The organism is Spectribacter acetivorans (genome assembly GCF_031846305.1).
Taxonomy (GTDB): Bacteria; Pseudomonadota; Gammaproteobacteria; order Nevskiales; family Salinisphaeraceae; genus Spectribacter; species Spectribacter acetivorans.
Window position 1 is genome coordinate 178,678 of record NZ_JAVRHY010000006.1, and the last position, 17,730, is coordinate 196,407.

20 protein-coding genes are annotated in these 17,730 nt (G+C 59.8%); 7 read left to right on the forward strand and 13 right to left on the reverse strand.

The features are described 5' to 3' along the window. Window positions 1-82 precede the first annotated feature (82 nt). Window positions 83-265 (forward strand): hypothetical protein, encoded by a 183-nt coding sequence (locus RM531_RS08925; RefSeq protein ID WP_311658750.1) that lies wholly within the window; start codon window positions 83-85, stop codon window positions 263-265. Between the two features lie 516 nt (window positions 266-781). Here the strand turns inward: RM531_RS08925 and RM531_RS08930 are convergent. The 12 genes from RM531_RS08930 to RM531_RS08985 all read right to left on the reverse strand — a co-directional run bounded on the left by RM531_RS08930 (window position 782) and on the right by RM531_RS08985 (window position 9,919). Then, the gene (locus tag RM531_RS08930) at window positions 782-1,333 is read right to left on the reverse strand and encodes a glutaredoxin family protein (protein ID WP_311658752.1); all 552 of its coding nucleotides are present in this window, start codon (window positions 1,331-1,333) and stop codon (window positions 782-784) included. A gap of 200 nt (window positions 1,334-1,533) precedes the next feature. Continuing rightward, the gene (locus tag RM531_RS08935) at window positions 1,534-1,923 is read right to left on the reverse strand and encodes a cupin domain-containing protein (protein ID WP_311658755.1); all 390 of its coding nucleotides are present in this window, start codon (window positions 1,921-1,923) and stop codon (window positions 1,534-1,536) included. Window positions 1,924-1,926: 3 nt separating this feature from the next. Next, on the reverse strand, window positions 1,927-2,337 hold the full coding sequence (locus RM531_RS08940; RefSeq protein WP_311658757.1) for a carboxymuconolactone decarboxylase family protein: 411 nt from the start codon (window positions 2,335-2,337) through the stop codon (window positions 1,927-1,929). Next, window positions 2,330-3,364: a patatin-like phospholipase family protein gene (locus RM531_RS08945; RefSeq protein WP_311658758.1), complete on the reverse strand. Its 1,035-nt coding sequence runs from the start codon at window positions 3,362-3,364 to the stop codon at window positions 2,330-2,332. The genes RM531_RS08940 and RM531_RS08945 overlap by 8 nt, the downstream gene beginning before the upstream one ends. A gap of 11 nt (window positions 3,365-3,375) precedes the next feature. Further along, complete coding sequence (locus RM531_RS08950; RefSeq protein ID WP_311658759.1) at window positions 3,376-4,155, reverse strand: 3-hydroxybutyrate dehydrogenase; 780 nt, start codon at window positions 4,153-4,155, stop codon at window positions 3,376-3,378. Between the two features lie 102 nt (window positions 4,156-4,257). Further along, window positions 4,258-4,857: a peptide-methionine (S)-S-oxide reductase MsrA gene (msrA, locus tag RM531_RS08955; RefSeq protein WP_311658760.1), complete on the reverse strand. Its 600-nt coding sequence runs from the start codon at window positions 4,855-4,857 to the stop codon at window positions 4,258-4,260. Between the two features lie 38 nt (window positions 4,858-4,895). Further along, the gene (gene msrB, locus RM531_RS08960) at window positions 4,896-5,342 is read right to left on the reverse strand and encodes a peptide-methionine (R)-S-oxide reductase MsrB (RefSeq protein WP_311658761.1); all 447 of its coding nucleotides are present in this window, start codon (window positions 5,340-5,342) and stop codon (window positions 4,896-4,898) included. A 144-nt stretch (window positions 5,343-5,486) separates the two neighbouring features. Then, entirely contained in the window at window positions 5,487-6,920 is a 1,434-nt protein-coding gene (locus RM531_RS08965; RefSeq protein WP_311658763.1) for a dihydrolipoyl dehydrogenase, read from the reverse strand. A gap of 29 nt (window positions 6,921-6,949) precedes the next feature. Further along, complete coding sequence (locus RM531_RS08970) at window positions 6,950-8,185, reverse strand: cation:proton antiporter (protein ID WP_311658764.1); 1,236 nt, start codon at window positions 8,183-8,185, stop codon at window positions 6,950-6,952. Between the two features lie 7 nt (window positions 8,186-8,192). After that, a complete protein-coding gene (locus tag RM531_RS08975; RefSeq protein ID WP_311658765.1) occupies window positions 8,193-8,654 on the reverse strand; it encodes a carboxymuconolactone decarboxylase family protein in 462 nt (153 codons plus the stop codon). Between the two features lie 6 nt (window positions 8,655-8,660). After that, window positions 8,661-9,236 (reverse strand): cytochrome P460 family protein, encoded by a 576-nt coding sequence (locus RM531_RS08980; RefSeq protein WP_311658766.1) that lies wholly within the window; start codon window positions 9,234-9,236, stop codon window positions 8,661-8,663. Between the two features lie 86 nt (window positions 9,237-9,322). Beyond that, window positions 9,323-9,919 carry a cytochrome P460 family protein gene (locus RM531_RS08985; RefSeq protein ID WP_432280509.1) on the reverse strand — a complete coding sequence of 199 codons (597 nt, stop codon included), beginning with the start codon at window positions 9,917-9,919 and terminating at the stop codon, window positions 9,323-9,325. 165 nt (window positions 9,920-10,084) lie between these two features. Between RM531_RS08985 and RM531_RS08990 the strand changes: the two genes are divergently transcribed. The 6 genes from RM531_RS08990 (at window position 10,085) to RM531_RS09015 (ending at window position 16,575) form a co-directional block, all read left to right on the forward strand. Beyond that, window positions 10,085-11,038, forward strand: a complete 954-nt coding sequence (locus RM531_RS08990; RefSeq protein WP_311658769.1) for an AraC family transcriptional regulator — start codon at window positions 10,085-10,087, stop codon at window positions 11,036-11,038. A gap of 264 nt (window positions 11,039-11,302) precedes the next feature. Further along, complete coding sequence (locus RM531_RS08995; protein ID WP_311658771.1) at window positions 11,303-12,574, forward strand: bifunctional alpha/beta hydrolase/OsmC family protein; 1,272 nt, start codon at window positions 11,303-11,305, stop codon at window positions 12,572-12,574. 4 nt (window positions 12,575-12,578) lie between these two features. Further along, window positions 12,579-13,490, forward strand: coding sequence for a YeeE/YedE thiosulfate transporter family protein (locus RM531_RS09000; protein ID WP_311658773.1), 912 nt, complete (start codon window positions 12,579-12,581; stop codon window positions 13,488-13,490). A gap of 292 nt (window positions 13,491-13,782) precedes the next feature. After that, the gene (locus RM531_RS09005; RefSeq protein ID WP_311658774.1) at window positions 13,783-14,829 is read left to right on the forward strand and encodes a DNA-binding protein; all 1,047 of its coding nucleotides are present in this window, start codon (window positions 13,783-13,785) and stop codon (window positions 14,827-14,829) included. Window positions 14,830-15,034: 205 nt separating this feature from the next. After that, window positions 15,035-16,099, forward strand: coding sequence for a type IIL restriction-modification enzyme MmeI (locus RM531_RS09010; protein WP_311658775.1), 1,065 nt, complete (start codon window positions 15,035-15,037; stop codon window positions 16,097-16,099). A gap of 20 nt (window positions 16,100-16,119) precedes the next feature. Next, entirely contained in the window at window positions 16,120-16,575 is a 456-nt protein-coding gene (locus RM531_RS09015) for a hypothetical protein (RefSeq protein WP_311658776.1), read from the forward strand. A 12-nt stretch (window positions 16,576-16,587) separates the two neighbouring features. Here RM531_RS09015 and RM531_RS09020 read toward each other — a convergent pair whose 3' ends face one another. Beyond that, window positions 16,588-17,526, reverse strand: coding sequence for a hypothetical protein (locus RM531_RS09020; protein WP_311658778.1), 939 nt, complete (start codon window positions 17,524-17,526; stop codon window positions 16,588-16,590). Window positions 17,527-17,730 lie beyond the last annotated feature (204 nt).

Here is a 17,730-nt window from a genome sequence, read left to right on the forward strand (position 1 = left end):
CTGAGCGCGCAGGGAACGAGTGAGCCGTACTTTCGGCGTGACGCAATCTTATCCTCCTCCGTAGGCGCCTGTAGGAAACGCGATGCAGCACTCGGAATTTCACATTGGCCTGGAGTTCATGGCCAGCGGCGGTTTCTGGTGCCAATGCAACGATATAGGCACGCGAACGATCCTCGCCATCCGGCGCGATCGCGACGATCTCAACTGGTATCAAAAACCGCCCTATATCGCCAAAGAGGAAGTGTTTGATGAGCATGAAATCTAACACTGCCATCTAACCGATACCGATGCGATCAATGCGGCGATCCGCGACGTTCGCTCACCCTGGCTATCCGCACGAAGTGGTTACGCGCATGATGGAAGCGCGCTGGAGAGACCGCGATAAGTTTATTCACACGAGGGAGTGCTGCGCTTTGATCGGCGCCGGTTTGACGGTGAAATTCTCCACTCCTACTACGCGGGGACAGAAAAACGAGAGGTCCCGGCGACGCTGCCACCCAGTAGTCGTTGGTCGTCAGTGTTGTCGAACCATCACTTTCGAGAATGATCTGCGCCTTGCCGCGCGCAGCGCTTCGTGGTCGCTGCTTGTAGCTGGAGCATAAGCTGTCAAGAGCTACTACTCGAATATCAGGCAGCGCGCAAATGTATTTCGACAGCATAGGCGCTTAGCAACTTCGGGCATGGGTCGATTCAGTCTGGTTGAATGCCAGTGCTCAAAGTCACCGAAACCGACCGTTTCGTTGATTGCCGCCGACCTGCGCCAGGCGAACGGTATGCGCGCCTATCCATAGGTTTTCTGCAGGTAATGAACGATGTCGCGCGATTCCGGCATCCAACGTGTTTGGCCGTCAGGCGACCTGATATGCAATACCGGCACCGTAGCGCGTTGCCGGGCATCGACGAGTTGTCGATGAAAATCGGCATTGGACGCGATATCGCGCAATTCGACATCAATGCCCAACTGGTCAATGGCCTGGCGAACGATCCGGCAGAACGGGCAAAAAGGCGTGATGTACAAGGCCAAGTCATCGCGGGCCGGTGTATCCGTGCCGGCGTAGCGTTCCAGGAAGTGGTTCGCATAAAAGTGCGACCAGTCGGCGTCCGGTGCCGTGGCGCGCCGCTCGAATTCGGCGTTCATCAGGCAGTAGATCAACTGGCTGCGTGTAAACGCCACCTCGAACAGGTCGCTCAACGGCCGCAGCAAGTAGTCCGCGTACCAGATCGGCCAGTCGGGATCCTCGTCGTTCGTGCTTTCGAATGCTTCGTGGTGCGCAACCCCTGCCTCCCGAAAAAGGTCGCTTACCGAGACAATCGTCAATTCGTTCGTGGCCATGATTCGTTCTCTGGCTTGCAAATGGGTCGGGCCTGCTCAGTGGCACCTCTGGAGTAATCGCCACGGTGTTACCGGAGATTGGCGTTTTCGCGTCATGCCGCTATGGCGAGCTCATTTAGGTGCTGATATCAATGTTCTCGGCTTCGGCTTTGGTCGGCGGGGCCATCAAAGGCCAAGGCGGGCTTTCGGCACTCGTGGCATCAGCATTCCCCGGCTACGCACCGGTCAATCTGCGCCAGATCGGCTGCATAGATGACGACCACGCTCTCGCTTTCGTTTTTCCACCAGTGGGAGACATCGTTGTACTCCGCAACGACCGAGCCTGCCTTGTGGACAACGGGGTTCTCGTGCCGTGAATTGTATTCGATGATCTCGCCTTCGATGATGAACAGGATGGCCGGCCGATTTTCGTGGGAATGAAACGGCACGATTCCGCCGGGGCCGACATCGACGCGGCGGAAACGCAGCTGGCGCTGTTCCAGCGGGGCACTGTCCTCGGGAAGCCTGACATCGGCGAGCTCGATCACCGACAGCGTCGTGTCCTGTTCGTCGACGGGCTCTGCTGGTGGATTGATCTGGTGTTCATACATGATTCACTCCTTCTTGGATTGACGGTCTAGGACAGGGCAGGACTCGACAACGTCTTTCAGCGTCATGACAGCGTTGATGGCTGCCGGAAAGCCGGCATAGGGGGTGATCTGCATCAGGATCTCTACCAGTTCGTCGGTCGAGAATCCCATGCGGCGGGCAATCTCCAGGTGGATCTTGAGCTGTGTCATGTGGCCTCCGGTGGCAAGCGCTGCAAGCGTCGCGGTCTGCCGAAGCTTTTGGTCCAGCCCGTCGCGGCTGTAGAGATCGCCGAACGGAAATTCGGCGATGTAGCGCAGAAGATCGGGGGCGATTTCCCCCAAATTATTCCTCATCGCCCTGGCCGCATCCGGATGGACGGCTTCAAAAAAGGCCATGCCGCGATCGTAGCGGCTCTCGTCGGAGGGTTCAGCCATGGTGTTCGATCCCCTGGAACATGGCACGCAGGTCGACCGTCGAGCCCTTGCCTATCTGCTCGAAGTTTCGATCCAGCCACTCGGCGGACGTATTTCGCCCCAACTCGTGCAGGTGGCCGAGAAACGCCCATTCGGCATTGAGCTTGGACGACGAACCGAGCGGCTTGAGTTCCTCCTGGCATTCAATGATATGGACATTCATATCACGATAGCTTTGCGAATCGAGCGCACCCTGATCCAAAAGCCGTTTGACGAAGTCGAGCGCGCGCAGCTCCTTCAACAAACTGGCGTTGAAGGTGATCTCGTTCATGCGGTTGAGGATGGCCTGTGCCGTGCGCGGCGCACCGCTGCTTTCGATCGGGTTGATCTGTACGATCGCGATGTCCGAGCAGGGTGAGCCGCTGTAGAGCGGAAACAGCGGCGGATTGCCGGAATAGCCGCCGTCCCAATACGGGATGCCATCGATCTCCACCGCCTCGAACAGAAACGGCAGACAGGCCGACGCCATGACCATGTCGGCGGTCAGTTGCTTGCGGTCGAAGATCTTGACCCGGCCGGTCTCCACGTTGGTGGCCGCCACGAAAACCTTCATCTGATCGCAGTGGCAGACGTTGTCGAAGTCCACGTACTTGATGAGAATCTCGCGCAGCGGATTCAGCCGCAGCGGATTGAACTGGCCGGGCGCGAAAAACCGTGTCATCACGTCGAACCAGGCGTAGCCGGGAGAGTGATCAAGGCTCCATCGGCCGAACAAGACATCCAGCGGCGAGCGTTGTAGCGGACTGGCTCGGGCGGCGTCGGACGTGGCTTTCCAGAAGCTCGCCAGCTTTTCCCGTGCCATGTCGCGGCCGCCGCGGACCAGGCCGTCCGCAGCCAGCACGGCGTTCATGGCCCCGGCCGAGGTGCCCGTGATGGCCGCGATCTCGATTCGTTCATCCTCGAGCAGGTAATCGAGAACACCCCAGGTGAAGGCGCCATGCGCGCCGCCGCCTTGCAGGGCGAGGTTGAGCGTTTTGGCTTTCGTCATCCCTCGGCTCCTTACTGTGCGACCCAGCCGCCATCCACGGGCAGGGCTGTGCCGGTGATCGATGCCGCAACGTCGGAACACAGGAACAAAGCGAGCCCGGCCAGCTGGTCCGTGGTAACGAAGGACTTGGTGGGCTGGGCCGCCAGCAGCACGTCACGCACCACCGCGTCTTCGGAAATGCCGCGGGCTTTGGCGGTGTCGGCGATCTGATCCTGCACCAACGGCGTCTGCACATAGCCGGGACAGATGGCGTTGACCGTAATACCCAGCTCGGCCACTTCGAGCGCGACGCTCTTGGTGAGACCCACAACGCCGTGCTTGGCCGCGACATAGGCCGCTTTATACGGCGATGCGACGAGCCCGTGGGCCGAGGCCATATTGATGATGCGTCCCCAGCCCCGGCTTTTCATGCCAGGCAACACGGCTTTGGTCATATGGAACGCGGCACTGAGGTTGATCGCGATGATCGCGTTCCATTTGTCGTCGGGAAATTCATCGATCGGCGCCACATGCTGGATACCGGCATTATTCACGACGATATCCACCGCACCGAATGCGTCCGCGGCCTGTTCGACGAGACCGTGAATTTCCGCTGGCACCGTCATATCGGCGGGGCTGTAGCGCGCTGTGACCCCGTAGCTCTCGAGACGGGCACGGTGGTTTTCGATCTCTTCGGGCCGCTCGATCCCGTTCAGCATGACGTTCATGCCGGTTCGGGCCAGCGCTTCGGCAATCCCGAGCCCGATACCGCTGGACGAGCCAGTGACGATCGCTGTTCTTCGCTCTGTCATGGCATACCGCTCTCATTAAAGAATCCAAACCCAGGCCGCCCGCCGGCCGCTGTCGTGCTCGCCTAGTTCACTGGCCACACGACGGACGAGCCTGCGTAATGCTCAAACCCCGCCGATGACCGCGGATTCGGAACTGTCCAATGCGCAGGTCACGCCCGTGCCGCCGAGACCGCAATATCCGCGCCGATTCTTGGCGAGGTACTGCTGGTGCTTGTCTTCCGCGTAGTAGAAAGGCGGTGCCGGCTCAATCTGTGTCGTGATTCGACCAACGCCTGAAAGTCGAAGCTGCTCGGCGTAGGCGTCCATTGAGGACTGGGCCGCTTTCGCCTGTTCATCCGTGGTCGTAAAAATCACCGAGCGATACTGATCGCCGATATCGTTGCCCTGCCGGAAGCCCTGTGTGGGGTTGTGGCCTTCCCAGAAGGACTTGAGCAGCCGGGCATAGCTGATCACCGCCGGATCGTAGACCACCAGCACGACTTCGGCGTGACCGGTGTCGCCGCCGCAGACTTCCCGATAGCTCGGGTGCTCGAGATGACCGCCCGCATAGCCGACGGCCGTCGTGTACACGCCTTCCAGCTGCCAGAAAAGCCTTTCGGCGCCCCAGAAACAGCCCATGCCGAAGATGGCCGTTCCGAGATGGTCGGGAAACGGGCCGGTCAGCGGATGGCCGTTGACATAATGCTTATCGGCGACCGTCATCGGCCGACGCTGCGATGCCGTTTCTGCGCTGTGTGTTCTCATGCCTGTTCTCCTTTTTCGGTGATCCCGTCATCGTCAGCAGCGCTGTCTCGCTCCTCGAAGTCCAACGCCGCGGAATTGATGCAATAGCGCAGACCGCTGGGCCCGGGTCCGTCGGGAAATACATGGCCGAGGTGGGCATCGCAATGGGCGCACAAGACCTCCTCGCGGCGCATGCCGTGACTTTCGTCGAGGTGCGTGCGCACGCGATCTTCGGCGAGCGGTAGCGTGTAGCTCGGCCAGCCCGAGCGGGAATCGAATTTCTCGTCGGACCGGAACAGTTCGTTGCCGCAGACCACGCAGGTGTAGACGCCATCGTCCTTGCAGTCCACGTATTTACCGGAAAACGGCGGCTCGGTGCCGGCTTGCTGCGTGACGCGGTATTGCTCCGGCGTCAAGCGCGACTTCAATGTGTCACGATCAAAGGATCTGTCGGTTTTGCTCATGGTGCTGACTCCTGGCGGGGGTTACGGACAAATAAATTGGATTGCCCCGGATGGTTTCAATAAAGCGTAGCGATTTTGAGCCGCTCGGTTACGTGTGCGATTCTTGCGTGTACCGCCGCGCCGTGGTGAGCACGATGCACGTCGCTAACAGCCCGGCGCTTCGGCCATGTCTTCACAGCGCAGCGAATCGGCCACCTTCAGCTTGTAAGCGAGATCGCGCAGGGCGGTGCGCAACCCCTCTTCCACCACCGGATGGTAGAACGGCATCTCGAGTGCCTGTTGAACGGTCAGTTTCTGCTGGATGGCCCAGGCCAGCAGATGGGCGATATGTTCCATGCGCGGTCCGAACATTTCCGCACCGAGCAAGGTGCCGCAGCGGCGCCGGGCATAGATACGCAGCAGACCCCGGTTGCGGCCCATGACACGGGCGCGGCCCTGATCGTCGAACGACACCGCGCCGATCTCCGTATCATTGGTATTCAGGTCAGCGTAACGCTGTCCCGCCATCGCGATCTGCGGGTCGGTAAAGACGACCGCCAGCGGCGTGCGCCGCGCATGCGCGACGATATCTGGATACTGCATCGCGTTCTCGCCGGCGATCCGGCCTTCGTCGGCGGCCTCGTGCAGTAGCGGTATATGGGCGCTGGCATCGCCCGCGAGGAAGATAGGCAGATCGCCGCATTGCGCGGTACTCGGATCCCACGGCGGCATGCCGCGCGAATTCAGTTCCAGGCCGGTCGCCGCGAGATTCAAGTCCGGGATATTGGGACGCCGGCCGGCTGCCACCAGGACCGTGTCGAATATTTCCTCGTGCTCGGCGTCCTCGGCATCGCGCCACTGGATTTGTACGCCTTGATCGGTGCGCGCGGCATCGATAATGGAAGTCGAGAGCCGCAGGTTCAACTCGCTATCCATCTGGGCGAAAACGGCCGCTTTCACGTCCGGATCGGTGAGCGGACCGAGGTCCGTCGAGCGCGCGAAGAACACGACGTGCAAGCCCAGACGTGCCATGGCCTGACCGAGTTCCAGACCGATAATGCCGGTACCGACGACGGCGAGGCTTTTAGGCAGCCGTTCGAGTTCAAATACGTCGTCGTTGGTGATCACGTGCTTTCGGATCGCATCGAAGGGCGGCGGAATGAAAGGGTCGCTGCCGGCGGCGATGACGACCGCGTTCGCCGTCACCCGGGTATGGTCGCCGACTTCCAGCGTCGTCGGGCCGACGAAACGCGCCTCACCCGAAAGCCGATGCTCGGCGGGCAGCGCTTGGGTGTCTTTCACCACGAAACCGGCGAAGCGATCGCGCTCGCGACGCACCCGATCTAGGACCTGCTCACCGTCAATTCGTACATCGTCGACGTAGACGCCAAACAACCCGGCGGCATGAATCTCGTGGGCGGCATCGGCGGCGGCAATCAGCAACTTCGACGGCATGCAACCGACCCGCGCGCAGGTCGTACCATAAGCGCCCGATTCGATCAGCGCCCAACTACCGCCGGCCTTGTCGACAACGCTGCGCGCATTCAAGCCCGCCGTGCCCGAGCCGATGATGGCGACATCCACCTGTTTTTCTTGCATCGCTATGCTCCTTGGTTGCGATCGCTAGGCTAGGGGTTTTCTGATGATGGCCGCGCCAATCCAGTACGTTGTGCGAAACGGCCCGCCATCGGGTTCGCCGAGACACCGTGCAGCACAATGCTCAGCATCACTGTTAATACCACGCAGGACAGAATTTCGTCACCGCCGGGAATCGCGAAGCGCTCGAGAATAAGCAGGGCGAACAGAATCGACGCGAGACCGCGCGGACCAAACCAGCCGAGGAATATCTTTTCGTAGCTGCTCAGCCCCGAGCCGGCCAGCGACAACCAGACCGGCAGCACGCGGATCACCGACAAATAGGCAATCGCCAGAACCACCGTTTTCCAGGTGACGTGTTCGATGCCGAGCGGCACCATGACGGCACCGAAAATCAGGAACGTGAACATGGTCAATAATTGGCCTTCGCCTTCCATGAATTCGCTGATAAAGGTGGTGGAACTGCGCAGCGTGTGGCCGAATACCAGCCCGCCCACGAAAGCGGCGATCAACCCATTGCCGCCCGCCAGCTCGGCGGCGACGAACGCAAGAAACGCCGTGGCCAGAAAATAAATGCCCTGGAATGGCGTCGTGATGAAGCGCGCATTGATGGCCGCGTCTAACATTCGGGCGAACAGGTAGCCGATAACGACGCCGGCCAACGGCCCGAGGACAACCTGCATCAACGCGAAGACGACGACATTGTCGGGCACGCCTTCCACCACGGTTCCCGTGCCCTGGGCAGAGATAATGGCAGCAATCATGACCACGGGCAGCGCCAGGCCGTCGTTCAATCCGCTTTCGACATTGATGCCCTGGCGCAGGCGCGGCGGTATCGCCGGGCTGGTGACGACGGTCTGGCCGAGCGCGGCGTCGGTTGGCGTGAGTATCGCCGCGACCAGCAAGGCAACCGCCCACGACGCATCCGGCGTGACCCAGTGGGCAAGCAAAGTACCCAGCAATATGGTCAAAGGCATACCGACGAGCAGCATCCGCGCCGGGATCGCATAGTGGCTGCGCAGCGCGCGCAGATCGACGCGCGAGGCATCGGCAAACAGCACCAGTATCAGCGTGATTTCGGCGATGGTGTGGATGATTTCGTGCTCGGCATGCATCGGCACGAGCTCGGCGCCGCCCTGACCGATCAGCCAGCCAAAGGCGGCAAACACCATCGGCAACGTGACCATCGAGGTTTCCAGCCGCCGCGACAGCGCCGCAAAGGCGATGACGCCCAGCAAAATGAGTGCAATATCGCCGAACCCTAGCATCGCCCGGCTACCGGTAAACCGGTACCGCGCCTTGGGCGAGCTTCAAACGGGTCCAGAGATTCATGTTGATGACGATGGCGGCAAGTTCGGCGATTTCGTTTTCCGAAAAGTGTTGCGCCGCTGCGGCGTGGATGGCTTCGAATCCTGGCCGATCGCCCTCGGTTAAAGCATCGCTGTAGGTCAGCGCTGCGATCTCGGCCTCGGAGTAGAGGCGGCTTTCCCACCAGCTGCCGAGACCGTCGATCTTCGCCGCATCGATACCGATCTCGCGCGCCGTCTGCGAATGCAGGATGAGGCAATAGGCACAGTTGTTCTTCTGAGCCACGCGCAGCCGAATCAGTTGCGCGAGCTGCTTGTCGAGTTGTAGCTCGGCGGTGTAGCCGAACGCCTTCGCCATGGCTTTGGCCAGATCGTGAAAAGGCGTCTGATCGGGGTCGAATCGAACGTTCTCGAACGCAACTTCTGACATCTGCGGTTACTCCGTAATTGCAGGCGGCCGTTCGCCTTTTATAGCGGATGCCCGCAGTATCGGATACCCCTCGATATAGACCAGGTCGTTATCTTGTGCCGGTATATGACAGCCAAGGCAATCCGACTGATAGTCGGTCGCAACATTCTTGCTTTGATTGTCGGGTTTGTAGAGCGCCCATCCCCAGCCATCACCCCATAGCGGATTGTCAGAAAACCGCCCTTTGGTGTCTTTGATCATCACGAACCATTGCTTGATCCCCTTGGTGGCGTGGCTCACGTTCGGGCCGGTCGTGTAGGCGCTGGAATTCGAACTGCGCAGCTCCTTCACTAGCGTTGCGCCGTCCGGAAACTCGCCGGTCTCGCGGAATGCGGCGACCGTCTTTTTCTCCGTGTACACGTCATGGAAGCCACTCGCGCCGCCCTCGGGTACGAACCACGACCCCATGTGAACCATCGAGGTACGGAAATCGTCGGGAAAACTGATGTTTCCCTGATCGTCGACGTAAGGCGAAAATCCTTGTTCCGCTGTACTTGAACTGCACACCAGGTACAGCATCGACGCGGCCAGTACACGGCCCATAGTTTTTCCGCTACAGCTCATAAATTTCCCCGGCCTGGCTTTGATCCAGGACATTCGCCCGGATAGTGAACGCGCGACTGTTATGTCTACTGTGTGTCGGGTGTCGTGCTCGCGTCCGGCATCACCATGACGGGCTGCAGTTCGTCGCGCTGTCCGCCCGTGCCTTTTCCGCCCGCAGCCTTGGCGGCACGAAGTACGGGATAATACTGCGTGAACACGAAATCATCGGCCGCCGCAGCCGCGTGACAGGCGTTGCAGGCCGCGGCCGGAAACGCCTTTGCTGTAGGCGTCAGCGACTTATGGTCCGGGGTGGTGAAGCTATAGTAGGCCCAGTTGCCGGGCTCATCGGGAAAGTGCTGTTTGCTTTTGATGGTCGCCTCCAGGCCGATATAGTCGCCCTGGAAATAGCCTTGGCCACTCACGGCCGCTTTGGAGCCGACGCTGACCAGCTCTTTCATCAATATGGTGCCGTCGCGGAATTCACCGGTCTTTTTCCAGTGCGCCCAGCTTTTGGGGTCGATATAGACATTATGGAACTCCGGAAAAGGCGCCTTGCCATCGTTGAGATCATTTGGCGTGAGGGGCGTGCCCACGAATATCCATTCGCGGTAACCGGTCGGACGTTGGAGCTCTCCATTCGTTATAGTGAAGAATTCCTCCGCGGTCGCCGTAGCGCTCATCATCGGTGCTGATAACGCGAATACGGCGCCGCATGCGGCCGAGAATCCGAAGGCTTTCTTGATCATTATTCTTCTCCTGATCGGCGATCGACGGTAACCATCTTTACTGCCGCGCAATAGCCATGTTAAGCCGGTAGTACACACGGCAAGGTACCCCGAGCGATCGAAATGGTGTCCCATCAAATCAATGTTGGCAGGCCCTTCGATATTCTGGGCGATGTGTTTGAAACGCTGCGCTTTCACGGCAGCATTTTCTTCTGCTCGGAGCTCGCCGCGCCGTGGGGTCTTGCGCTGGAATCAGCCGGCACGCCGCGTTTTCACATCGCCTTGACCGGAAATTGCTACGTCGGCGCCAAAGCAGGGGAGTGCCTCCACGTGCGATCAAGGAATATCGTGCTGTTTCCCAACGGCCCCGCGCACTGGATCGCCGATCAACCCGGCCGCCCGTTGGTTGCCAGCGAAAGGGCCGGTGCGGCGTGTGAACTCGGCGACCCGTTTTTTCAACAGGGTGAGATCACGCATCGGCTCATGTGTGGCTTGGTCCGTTATGACCGGGAATTGGCGCACCCGTTACTCGACGCATTACCGCACGTCATGCATTTCCCCCAGTTCGAGGAAACCGACCCTATCTGGTTGACCGTTATGCTGATTGAAGCGCAGATGCGACACATGCACGACCGCCGCAATCCGATCGTCGATCGCCTGGCCGAGGCGTTGTTTTTACAACTGTTCAACGAGCACGTGAATCATCATGACGATGTCACGGGTTTTATCGCCGCGCTACGGGATCGCCGTGTTTATAAGGCGCTTCGATCGATTCATCGACACCCCGATGTCGCCTGGTCGTTGTCGTCGCTCAGCGCAAAAGCCGGCATGTCGCCCGCGTCGCTGGTTCGACGCTTTCGTGACGTCATAGGCATGGCGCCCATGAGCTATGTCACGCACTGGCGCCTCATGAAAGCGTACAACTTGATCAAATACTCCCAGCAACCCCTGGAGCGTATTGCCGCGTCGGTTGGCTTCTCGTCGGCGCGGACATTGAGCAGGGCATTCGAGCGCCACTACGGATCCCGGCCAAAGGCATTGCGGCGAACCCACCAGGAAACAAAAAGTTCGGCGTGAAGCGCCTGATGCTCTCAAGCAGTAGCGACGTGACGAGCGGCGGCTCACCGGCGATCCTGTCGGCGTAGACTGGCTGGAGTCGGCCGTGACTTTTCGTGCCATACCCGATATCAATCGACTCGACGGTAACCGCGCCGCGCCTATTCCGGCCGGGCTTTTCGGACACCTTTCAGCGCCGCGGGGCAGATCGTGCTGGATCGTGGCAACTGCGACGGGCAGGATTGCGCACAGGCGGTTATCGAATCACGTTAGCTGGAGATGCGTATGCCAAAACAAAAAATCGAATTCACCAACGCCAACGGAAGCAGGCTCGCCGGGCTTCTGGAAACACCGGACGGCGACGCCAAGCCGGCCCGCTATGCGCTGTTCGCGCACTGTTTTACCTGCGGCAAGGATATCGCTGCGGCATCGCGTATCGCCCGCGCGCTGGCAGCACAGGGCATTGCCGTGCTGCGCTTCGATTTCACCGGGCTGGGCAGCAGCGACGGCGATTTCGCCAACAGCAATTTCTCGTCCAACGTCCAGGATCTGCTCGCCGCCGCAGACTGGCTGCGCCGTGAGCACACCGCCCCCCAACTGCTGATCGGCCACAGCCTGGGCGGCGCGGCCGTGCTGGCGGCCGCAGCGCGGATCGACGAAGCCGAGGCGATCTGCACCATCGCGGCCCCGGCGACGGCCGATCATGTCCGGCATCTGTTCCAGGACGCCGAGTCGGAGATCCAAACGGCCGGCCGGGCACGGGTGAAAATCGGCCTCCGCGCATTCAGCATTGAAAAACAACTGCTGGATGATCTCGATACCCACGCAACCACCGAGCACATCGCTCGCCTGCGGCGCGCGCTTCTGATCTTTCATTCACCCGTCGACAAGATCGTGCCTGTCGACGAGGCGGCGAAAATCTATCAGGCCGCCAAACATCCCAAAAGCTTCGTGTCGTTGGACAAAGCGGATCATTTGCTGAGCAATGCCCGTGATGCCGAGTACGTCGCCACGACGATCGGGGCTTGGGCGAGCCGGTATATTCGCGAGCAACCGGATTCGGACGAATCAGTGGCTGCTGCGCCCGAGGTTGCCGCGAACGAGGTGTTGATCACCGAAGGCGATCACAAGTTCCGGCGCGGCTTGCATACGGCCAGCCACCATCTGACAGCGGACGAGCCGGCGTCGGTCGGCGGCGGCAACGCCGGCCCCACGCCTTACGATCTGTTGTTGATGAGCCTCGGTGCCTGTACGTCGATGACCCTGCGCCTGTACGCCAACCGCAACAAGATACCGCTGGAGGACGTGAAGGTCTGGCTGACGCACGAACGCATCCATGCCGACGACTGTGCCGAGTGCGAGAACAAGACCGGGCAGATCGAACGCATCACCCGGCGTATCCGTCTGCGCGGCCCGCTTGACGACCAGCAGATTGCGCGCCTGATCCGGATCGCCGACCGCTGTCCAGTGCATCGGACCCTCGAAAGCGCGCCGATCATTACGACCAGGGCGGACGAAGAGTCCGGCCAGTCTTTGCGACAAGGCGACAGACGCTGAATCCATGGCAATCCTCGTGGCAGTGGCGTTGTTGGCATTCGTCATGGGTGTCGCAATCCAGAGAGGCACGACCTGTGCCGTTCTGGCGGTCGAAGAATTGCTGCGCCATCGCCGTGCCGACCGGTTTCTTGGCTTCTTCGAATGCGGATTATGGGCAGCACTCTCGCTGAGTGTTTTGGGCGCACAGCCGGCTTCGGCACTTTTCGAGTCGCCGCTTTTGTCGCTCCTCGGCGGAGCTTGCCTGTTCGGGCTGGGGGCTACGCTCAATGGCGCCTGCGCGTTCGGCACGATCGCCCGGCTCGGCAACGGGCGGCTGGAATATCTTTTGACGGCAGCCACCGCTTGGATGGTCATTGCGGCGATATCCTCGCTTGGCTGGTCCCGAGTGCCCGACCCAAATGCATTGTCGAACGGCGTCATGGCCGCGGCGCTCGCGGTCGGGCTGCTGGTCAGCGTAATGCTGGTGCGCTGGCGTGTCCGGCGGCGCAGGTTACGTAGCTTCGTTACGCTCGGCGCACTGATGGCGATCATCGGTGTGGCCGGCGCCATGTTGGCCGTAATCCATCAACCCTGGCCATGGATGAATACGCTGGCAGCGCTTCCGGATGTGGGCATGGCGTCGGCCGTGGGGCTGTTGGCTTTGATTTTTGGCGCCATGGCAAGCGGCGTTGTTGGTGGGCAGTTTCGCGTGTCCGCGCCTTCGGCGACCGCGATCGTTCGACGGATTGGCGGCGGCGCCTTGATGGGCGCGGGCACGGCGCTTGTGCCCGGCGGTAACGACGCGCTCATCCTTTACGGCATACCGCAAGGCGATGCACGCGCGCTTGGCGCTTATTTGGTGATGTTATCGACCATTGCAGCAGCGCTGATCATCACGGGCGGCCTACCGTCGGCATGGCGAGCCCGCGGTGCCTAACGGCAGTGGTTTGTGAGTTGTCGCGTGACACGTTTAATCTCCGGCAATCGACCAAATCTGCCGTTTCGCTGCGCATTCAGCCTCAGTGTACGATTTTTGCCGAGTGATTGTGGCCTGACATCTCTATCGTTTCGTACCGTGTCGTGACGGTTTCCTACGCTCACGCCTCATAAGACGGCATAATTCTTTATTATCCCGTGTTGCTTTGCGGGCACTGAAGCTAAACGAACGCTGTTGTTTATTACGTAATTACGTGGTATGTAACATATTACAGTAAGCAACGGAAAACCTCATGGCGCGATCGAGCATAGGCAAGACCGAGGTCGAGAAAGCGCGAGACAGCTTGATCGCCCAAGGGCAGCACCCGTCGGTGGATGCCGTGCGCGTCGCACTCGGCAATACCGGCTCGAAAAGCACGATTCATCGCTACCTCAAGGAGCTGGAAGCGGATGCAGCGGCGGCGCCAGCACGACGGGGCGCTGTCATCAGCGACGCGTTACAGCATCTGATCGCCCAGCTGACAGCGCGCATTCAGGAGGAGGCCGATACCCGCATTACAGAAATCCAGGCCCGATGCGATGCCGCCGTACAGAGGTCGGCTGAAGCTCTGGCGGACCAAGAGCGTGAAGGACGCGCCTTGAGTGATCGACTCCAGCACACGGAAGCAGCGCTTCAAGAGGCAACACGCGCTCACCGAGGCGCGCTTGAGCAGCTTCAGGAGCGTAGGATAGAGATCAAGGCGTGGGAAGAACGCAGCGCCGGTTTGACGGCCCGTCTGACTGACCAGGACGCCCATCGGCAATCGTTAGAGCAAAAGCATAGCCAAGCCCGCGACGCGCTAGAACATTTCCGCCAGTCTGCTAAGGAGCAGCGTGATACCGAATCGCGTCGCCATGAGCATCAAGTACAGACCCTGCAGGTCGAACTTCGGCAAGCGGCCGACTTGATCACCACGAAGAATCACGAAGTCACGCAATTCAACCGGGATAATGCGCGTCTCACGGAGCTACAGGATCAAAGCGAACGCGAACTGGACAGCCTACAACGCAAATATGAGCGGTTGTCGAAGGTCGCTGCAGAGGTTCCAAAGCTCAAGCAAGAGAATCAAACGCTGGATCAGCAACGCGTAGAGGCGAGCCAAGAATGCGATCGGTTGCGGGCTGAGGTCGATCGATATGCGGCCGATTTAGCGGCTGAACGCCAAGCACGCCTTGCCGAGGCCGGCGAGGAGAGTCGGCGCGAAACACGCCTGCAATCGATTGAGGAGCTATTGGCGCAGCTCAAAGAGAAGTCGATGGAAACGGCGGGATCCACGAACACGGACAACGATGCCATCTGATCTCTCCCGGGCGGAGTCCTTTCCTGATCGAATTTTCTAGCAATCGCGATTCTTTATTATAACTAATTGCTTAGAGCGGAATTTGCGGTTTTTTGTATGAATCCCGGCCGACCCTCAGCTTGGTCTGGGGCAAACTCCAGGGCTCGAGCGCCACATCCGCGAGTATCGCAACGGCCGCGACCTCACCAAGAGCCCGCGTGGCGTCATGGTCATTGACCTGTTTGATCTTGATGCCGAGCAGGTGCGCCGGCGATATGCCGCCGTCTATCAGCATGTGCGGGAGCACGTTTTACCTGATCGAGAAGCTCGCCGAGGCAAGACCGCGGATGCCACCAAGTACGCTGACCAATGGTGGTTATTTGGCAAAGTTCGTGGCGATCTCCGGCGGAGCCTTCAGGGCCTGACCCGCTACATCGCCACCGTCGAGACATCCAAGCATCGCACCTTCCAGTTCCTCGACCAATCCATCCTGCCCGACAACATGCTGGTCAATATCTCAATCGATCATGCTTGGGTGATGGGCGTTCTCTCGAGTCGCCTTCATGTCGCCTGGGCACTCGCCTCTGGCGGCCGCCTTGGCGTTGGCAACGACCCGAGATACAACAAGACCCGTTGCTTTGAGACATTTCCATTCCCAGCAGCTAACGACTCCCATAAGTCACGAATTGCCGGCATCACCGAGCAACTTGACCAGCACCGCAAAGAACGGCTGGCCGAACACACCGATATCACCCTGACCGGCATCTACAACGTGCTCGAAAAGGAGAGGGCAGGGGATTTCCTCACGAACAAGGAGCGTGATATCCATGACAGGGCGCTGGTGGGAGTTCTCCGGGAGCTGCACGATGATCTGGATGCCGCGGTCTCGGAGGCTTACGGCTGGCCAGCCGACCTGCCTGACGATGAGCTGCTGGAGAATTTGCTCGCTCTGAATCAAGAGCGCGCCGCCGAAGAGCGGGCAGGGCAGGTCCGCTGGCTCCGGCCGGACTATCAGAACCCGGAGGGCAGGAGCGCCGCCGCCCAGGCCGAAATTGCCGTGGCAGCCCAGCAGGATGCCGGCGTTGCGGCCAAGCCGAAGCTTCCCAAGGACCTGCCAGGCAGGTTTTCCGCGGTCCGTGCGGCGCTATCTCATCTTCCGGCCGGCGGGGATACCGAGTCCGTGGCCACCCAGTTCCATGGCGCCCACCGCAACACTGTCGATGAGATTCTCCAAACCCTGGCCGGCATTGGCCAGGTCAGCCGCAGTGCAGACGGCATCTACCGCCTCTAGCCGATCAGGACAAAGTAATCATGACCGATATCCACGAACTCGAAGATGGCACTTTCCAGGTCGAGCTGCCCAACGGCCGCCTGTCTACCTCCGACAGCCCCCAGGCCTTGCAGCAACTTATCGACGAGCTGAATCAGCAACACAAAGACGAAACCCTCTTCCTCGAGGCATGGAAAGTTGCCGTCCGTTACGCCGGCGCCCGTTTCTTCGCCATTGATGTCACCGACACCGAGCATGCCAGCGACAAGGAGCAGCTTCGCCCTGACCTTGATGCGATCAAAGAAGGCATTGGAGCACTGTCCGGGGGCGAGAAGCGCTTTCTGGTTGCCGTCTACAGCTTCTTCAACAGGCAGGTCGCGAGAGACCTGGCTGACGAGTTCGGTATTGAGGGAAATCCTGGTGAACTCGCGGCTCACCTGGACCGAGACCGGCTCGACGTCATCACCACGCTTATGCGGCATTACACCGGCTGGTAGATACCTCTCGATTTACTGCGTTTGCCAAACGGCTTTACCCGTATGGTTCAGGAGCATTGCCCGATCGACCGCGAGTTGAACCGCATCCACCGTCACCTCATGCGTGGGAGGACACCCCACCGCATAGCATTTTGAGTAGTCCTTCAAGTAGGAGATCGACTCTGCTTCCCCGGTAATGTGGCCCGAAACCACAAGGACAAAGCCCGATCTGTCTCGGGGCATCTCGGACTGCGCTTCAGCCTCATCCATATCCATAGGTATGGATTTCGGGACCTCCGCTCCTCGCACCACCAACGCGACCTCTTCACAATCTGGCTCGTACCCATACAACTCCGAGGTTTTTGGAATAACCACAACGGTGCCTGGCTCATGCACCTTGAAAGCCTGATGCTCAAAGTCATAGCCTGAAGTGCCAACACGCTGGACGTAGTGCACACGCATGTTGCGCTCCTTCAGGGCGACCCATCGCTCTCGAGCCTCCTGGCGAACTTTCTGCTTAACCCGGTGCGCGGCGAACTCGTTCTCACTCTCCAGAATCTCCGTCCGATAACTTCCATGCGAGCAGGCCTCAACGAGGCTATACGGGTCATCCCGCTCCACCACATGCCCATGCGCGGCATAGATGTCTATCCCGTACAAACGCTCCCCATGATCCAATAGCGATCGCGCGGCTGAGCGCTCAAGCCAGACAGGGCTTGTCATTCGCACGCGGTTTTCCCCCACGATTGATTCCGTCGTCGTGGCCCTGGAATCATCAATCCGATCGCCCGTGCTTGATTCGTACTTCGAGGTGTTGCCCCCGACCAGAACCCCGGGGAGATCTTTCACGCCTTCTGCCAGATCCGCGCCAACCATCTTGGCTTGTGTGCACGCTGAGGCAAGAGGCAGCAACATCATTGCGAGCGGCAACCAGATGAACGGATGCGAGCTTAGTTCCGATTTTTCTTTCACGATGGTTACTCCTGGCATAATGACGCCAACGCGCTTCTTTACCAGATAAGCGCGCCATTATAGGCGATGATTAGCAATCATAATTGCAGACATGGAAAAAGCAACAGCCCTGAACATGCATCTCGGGCGCGTAGGGTGCAGTTTCGGAAGCTGTTGCGTACCTGAGTGCCTGGTTCAATATATCGCCGCGCGAGGTTATCAGCT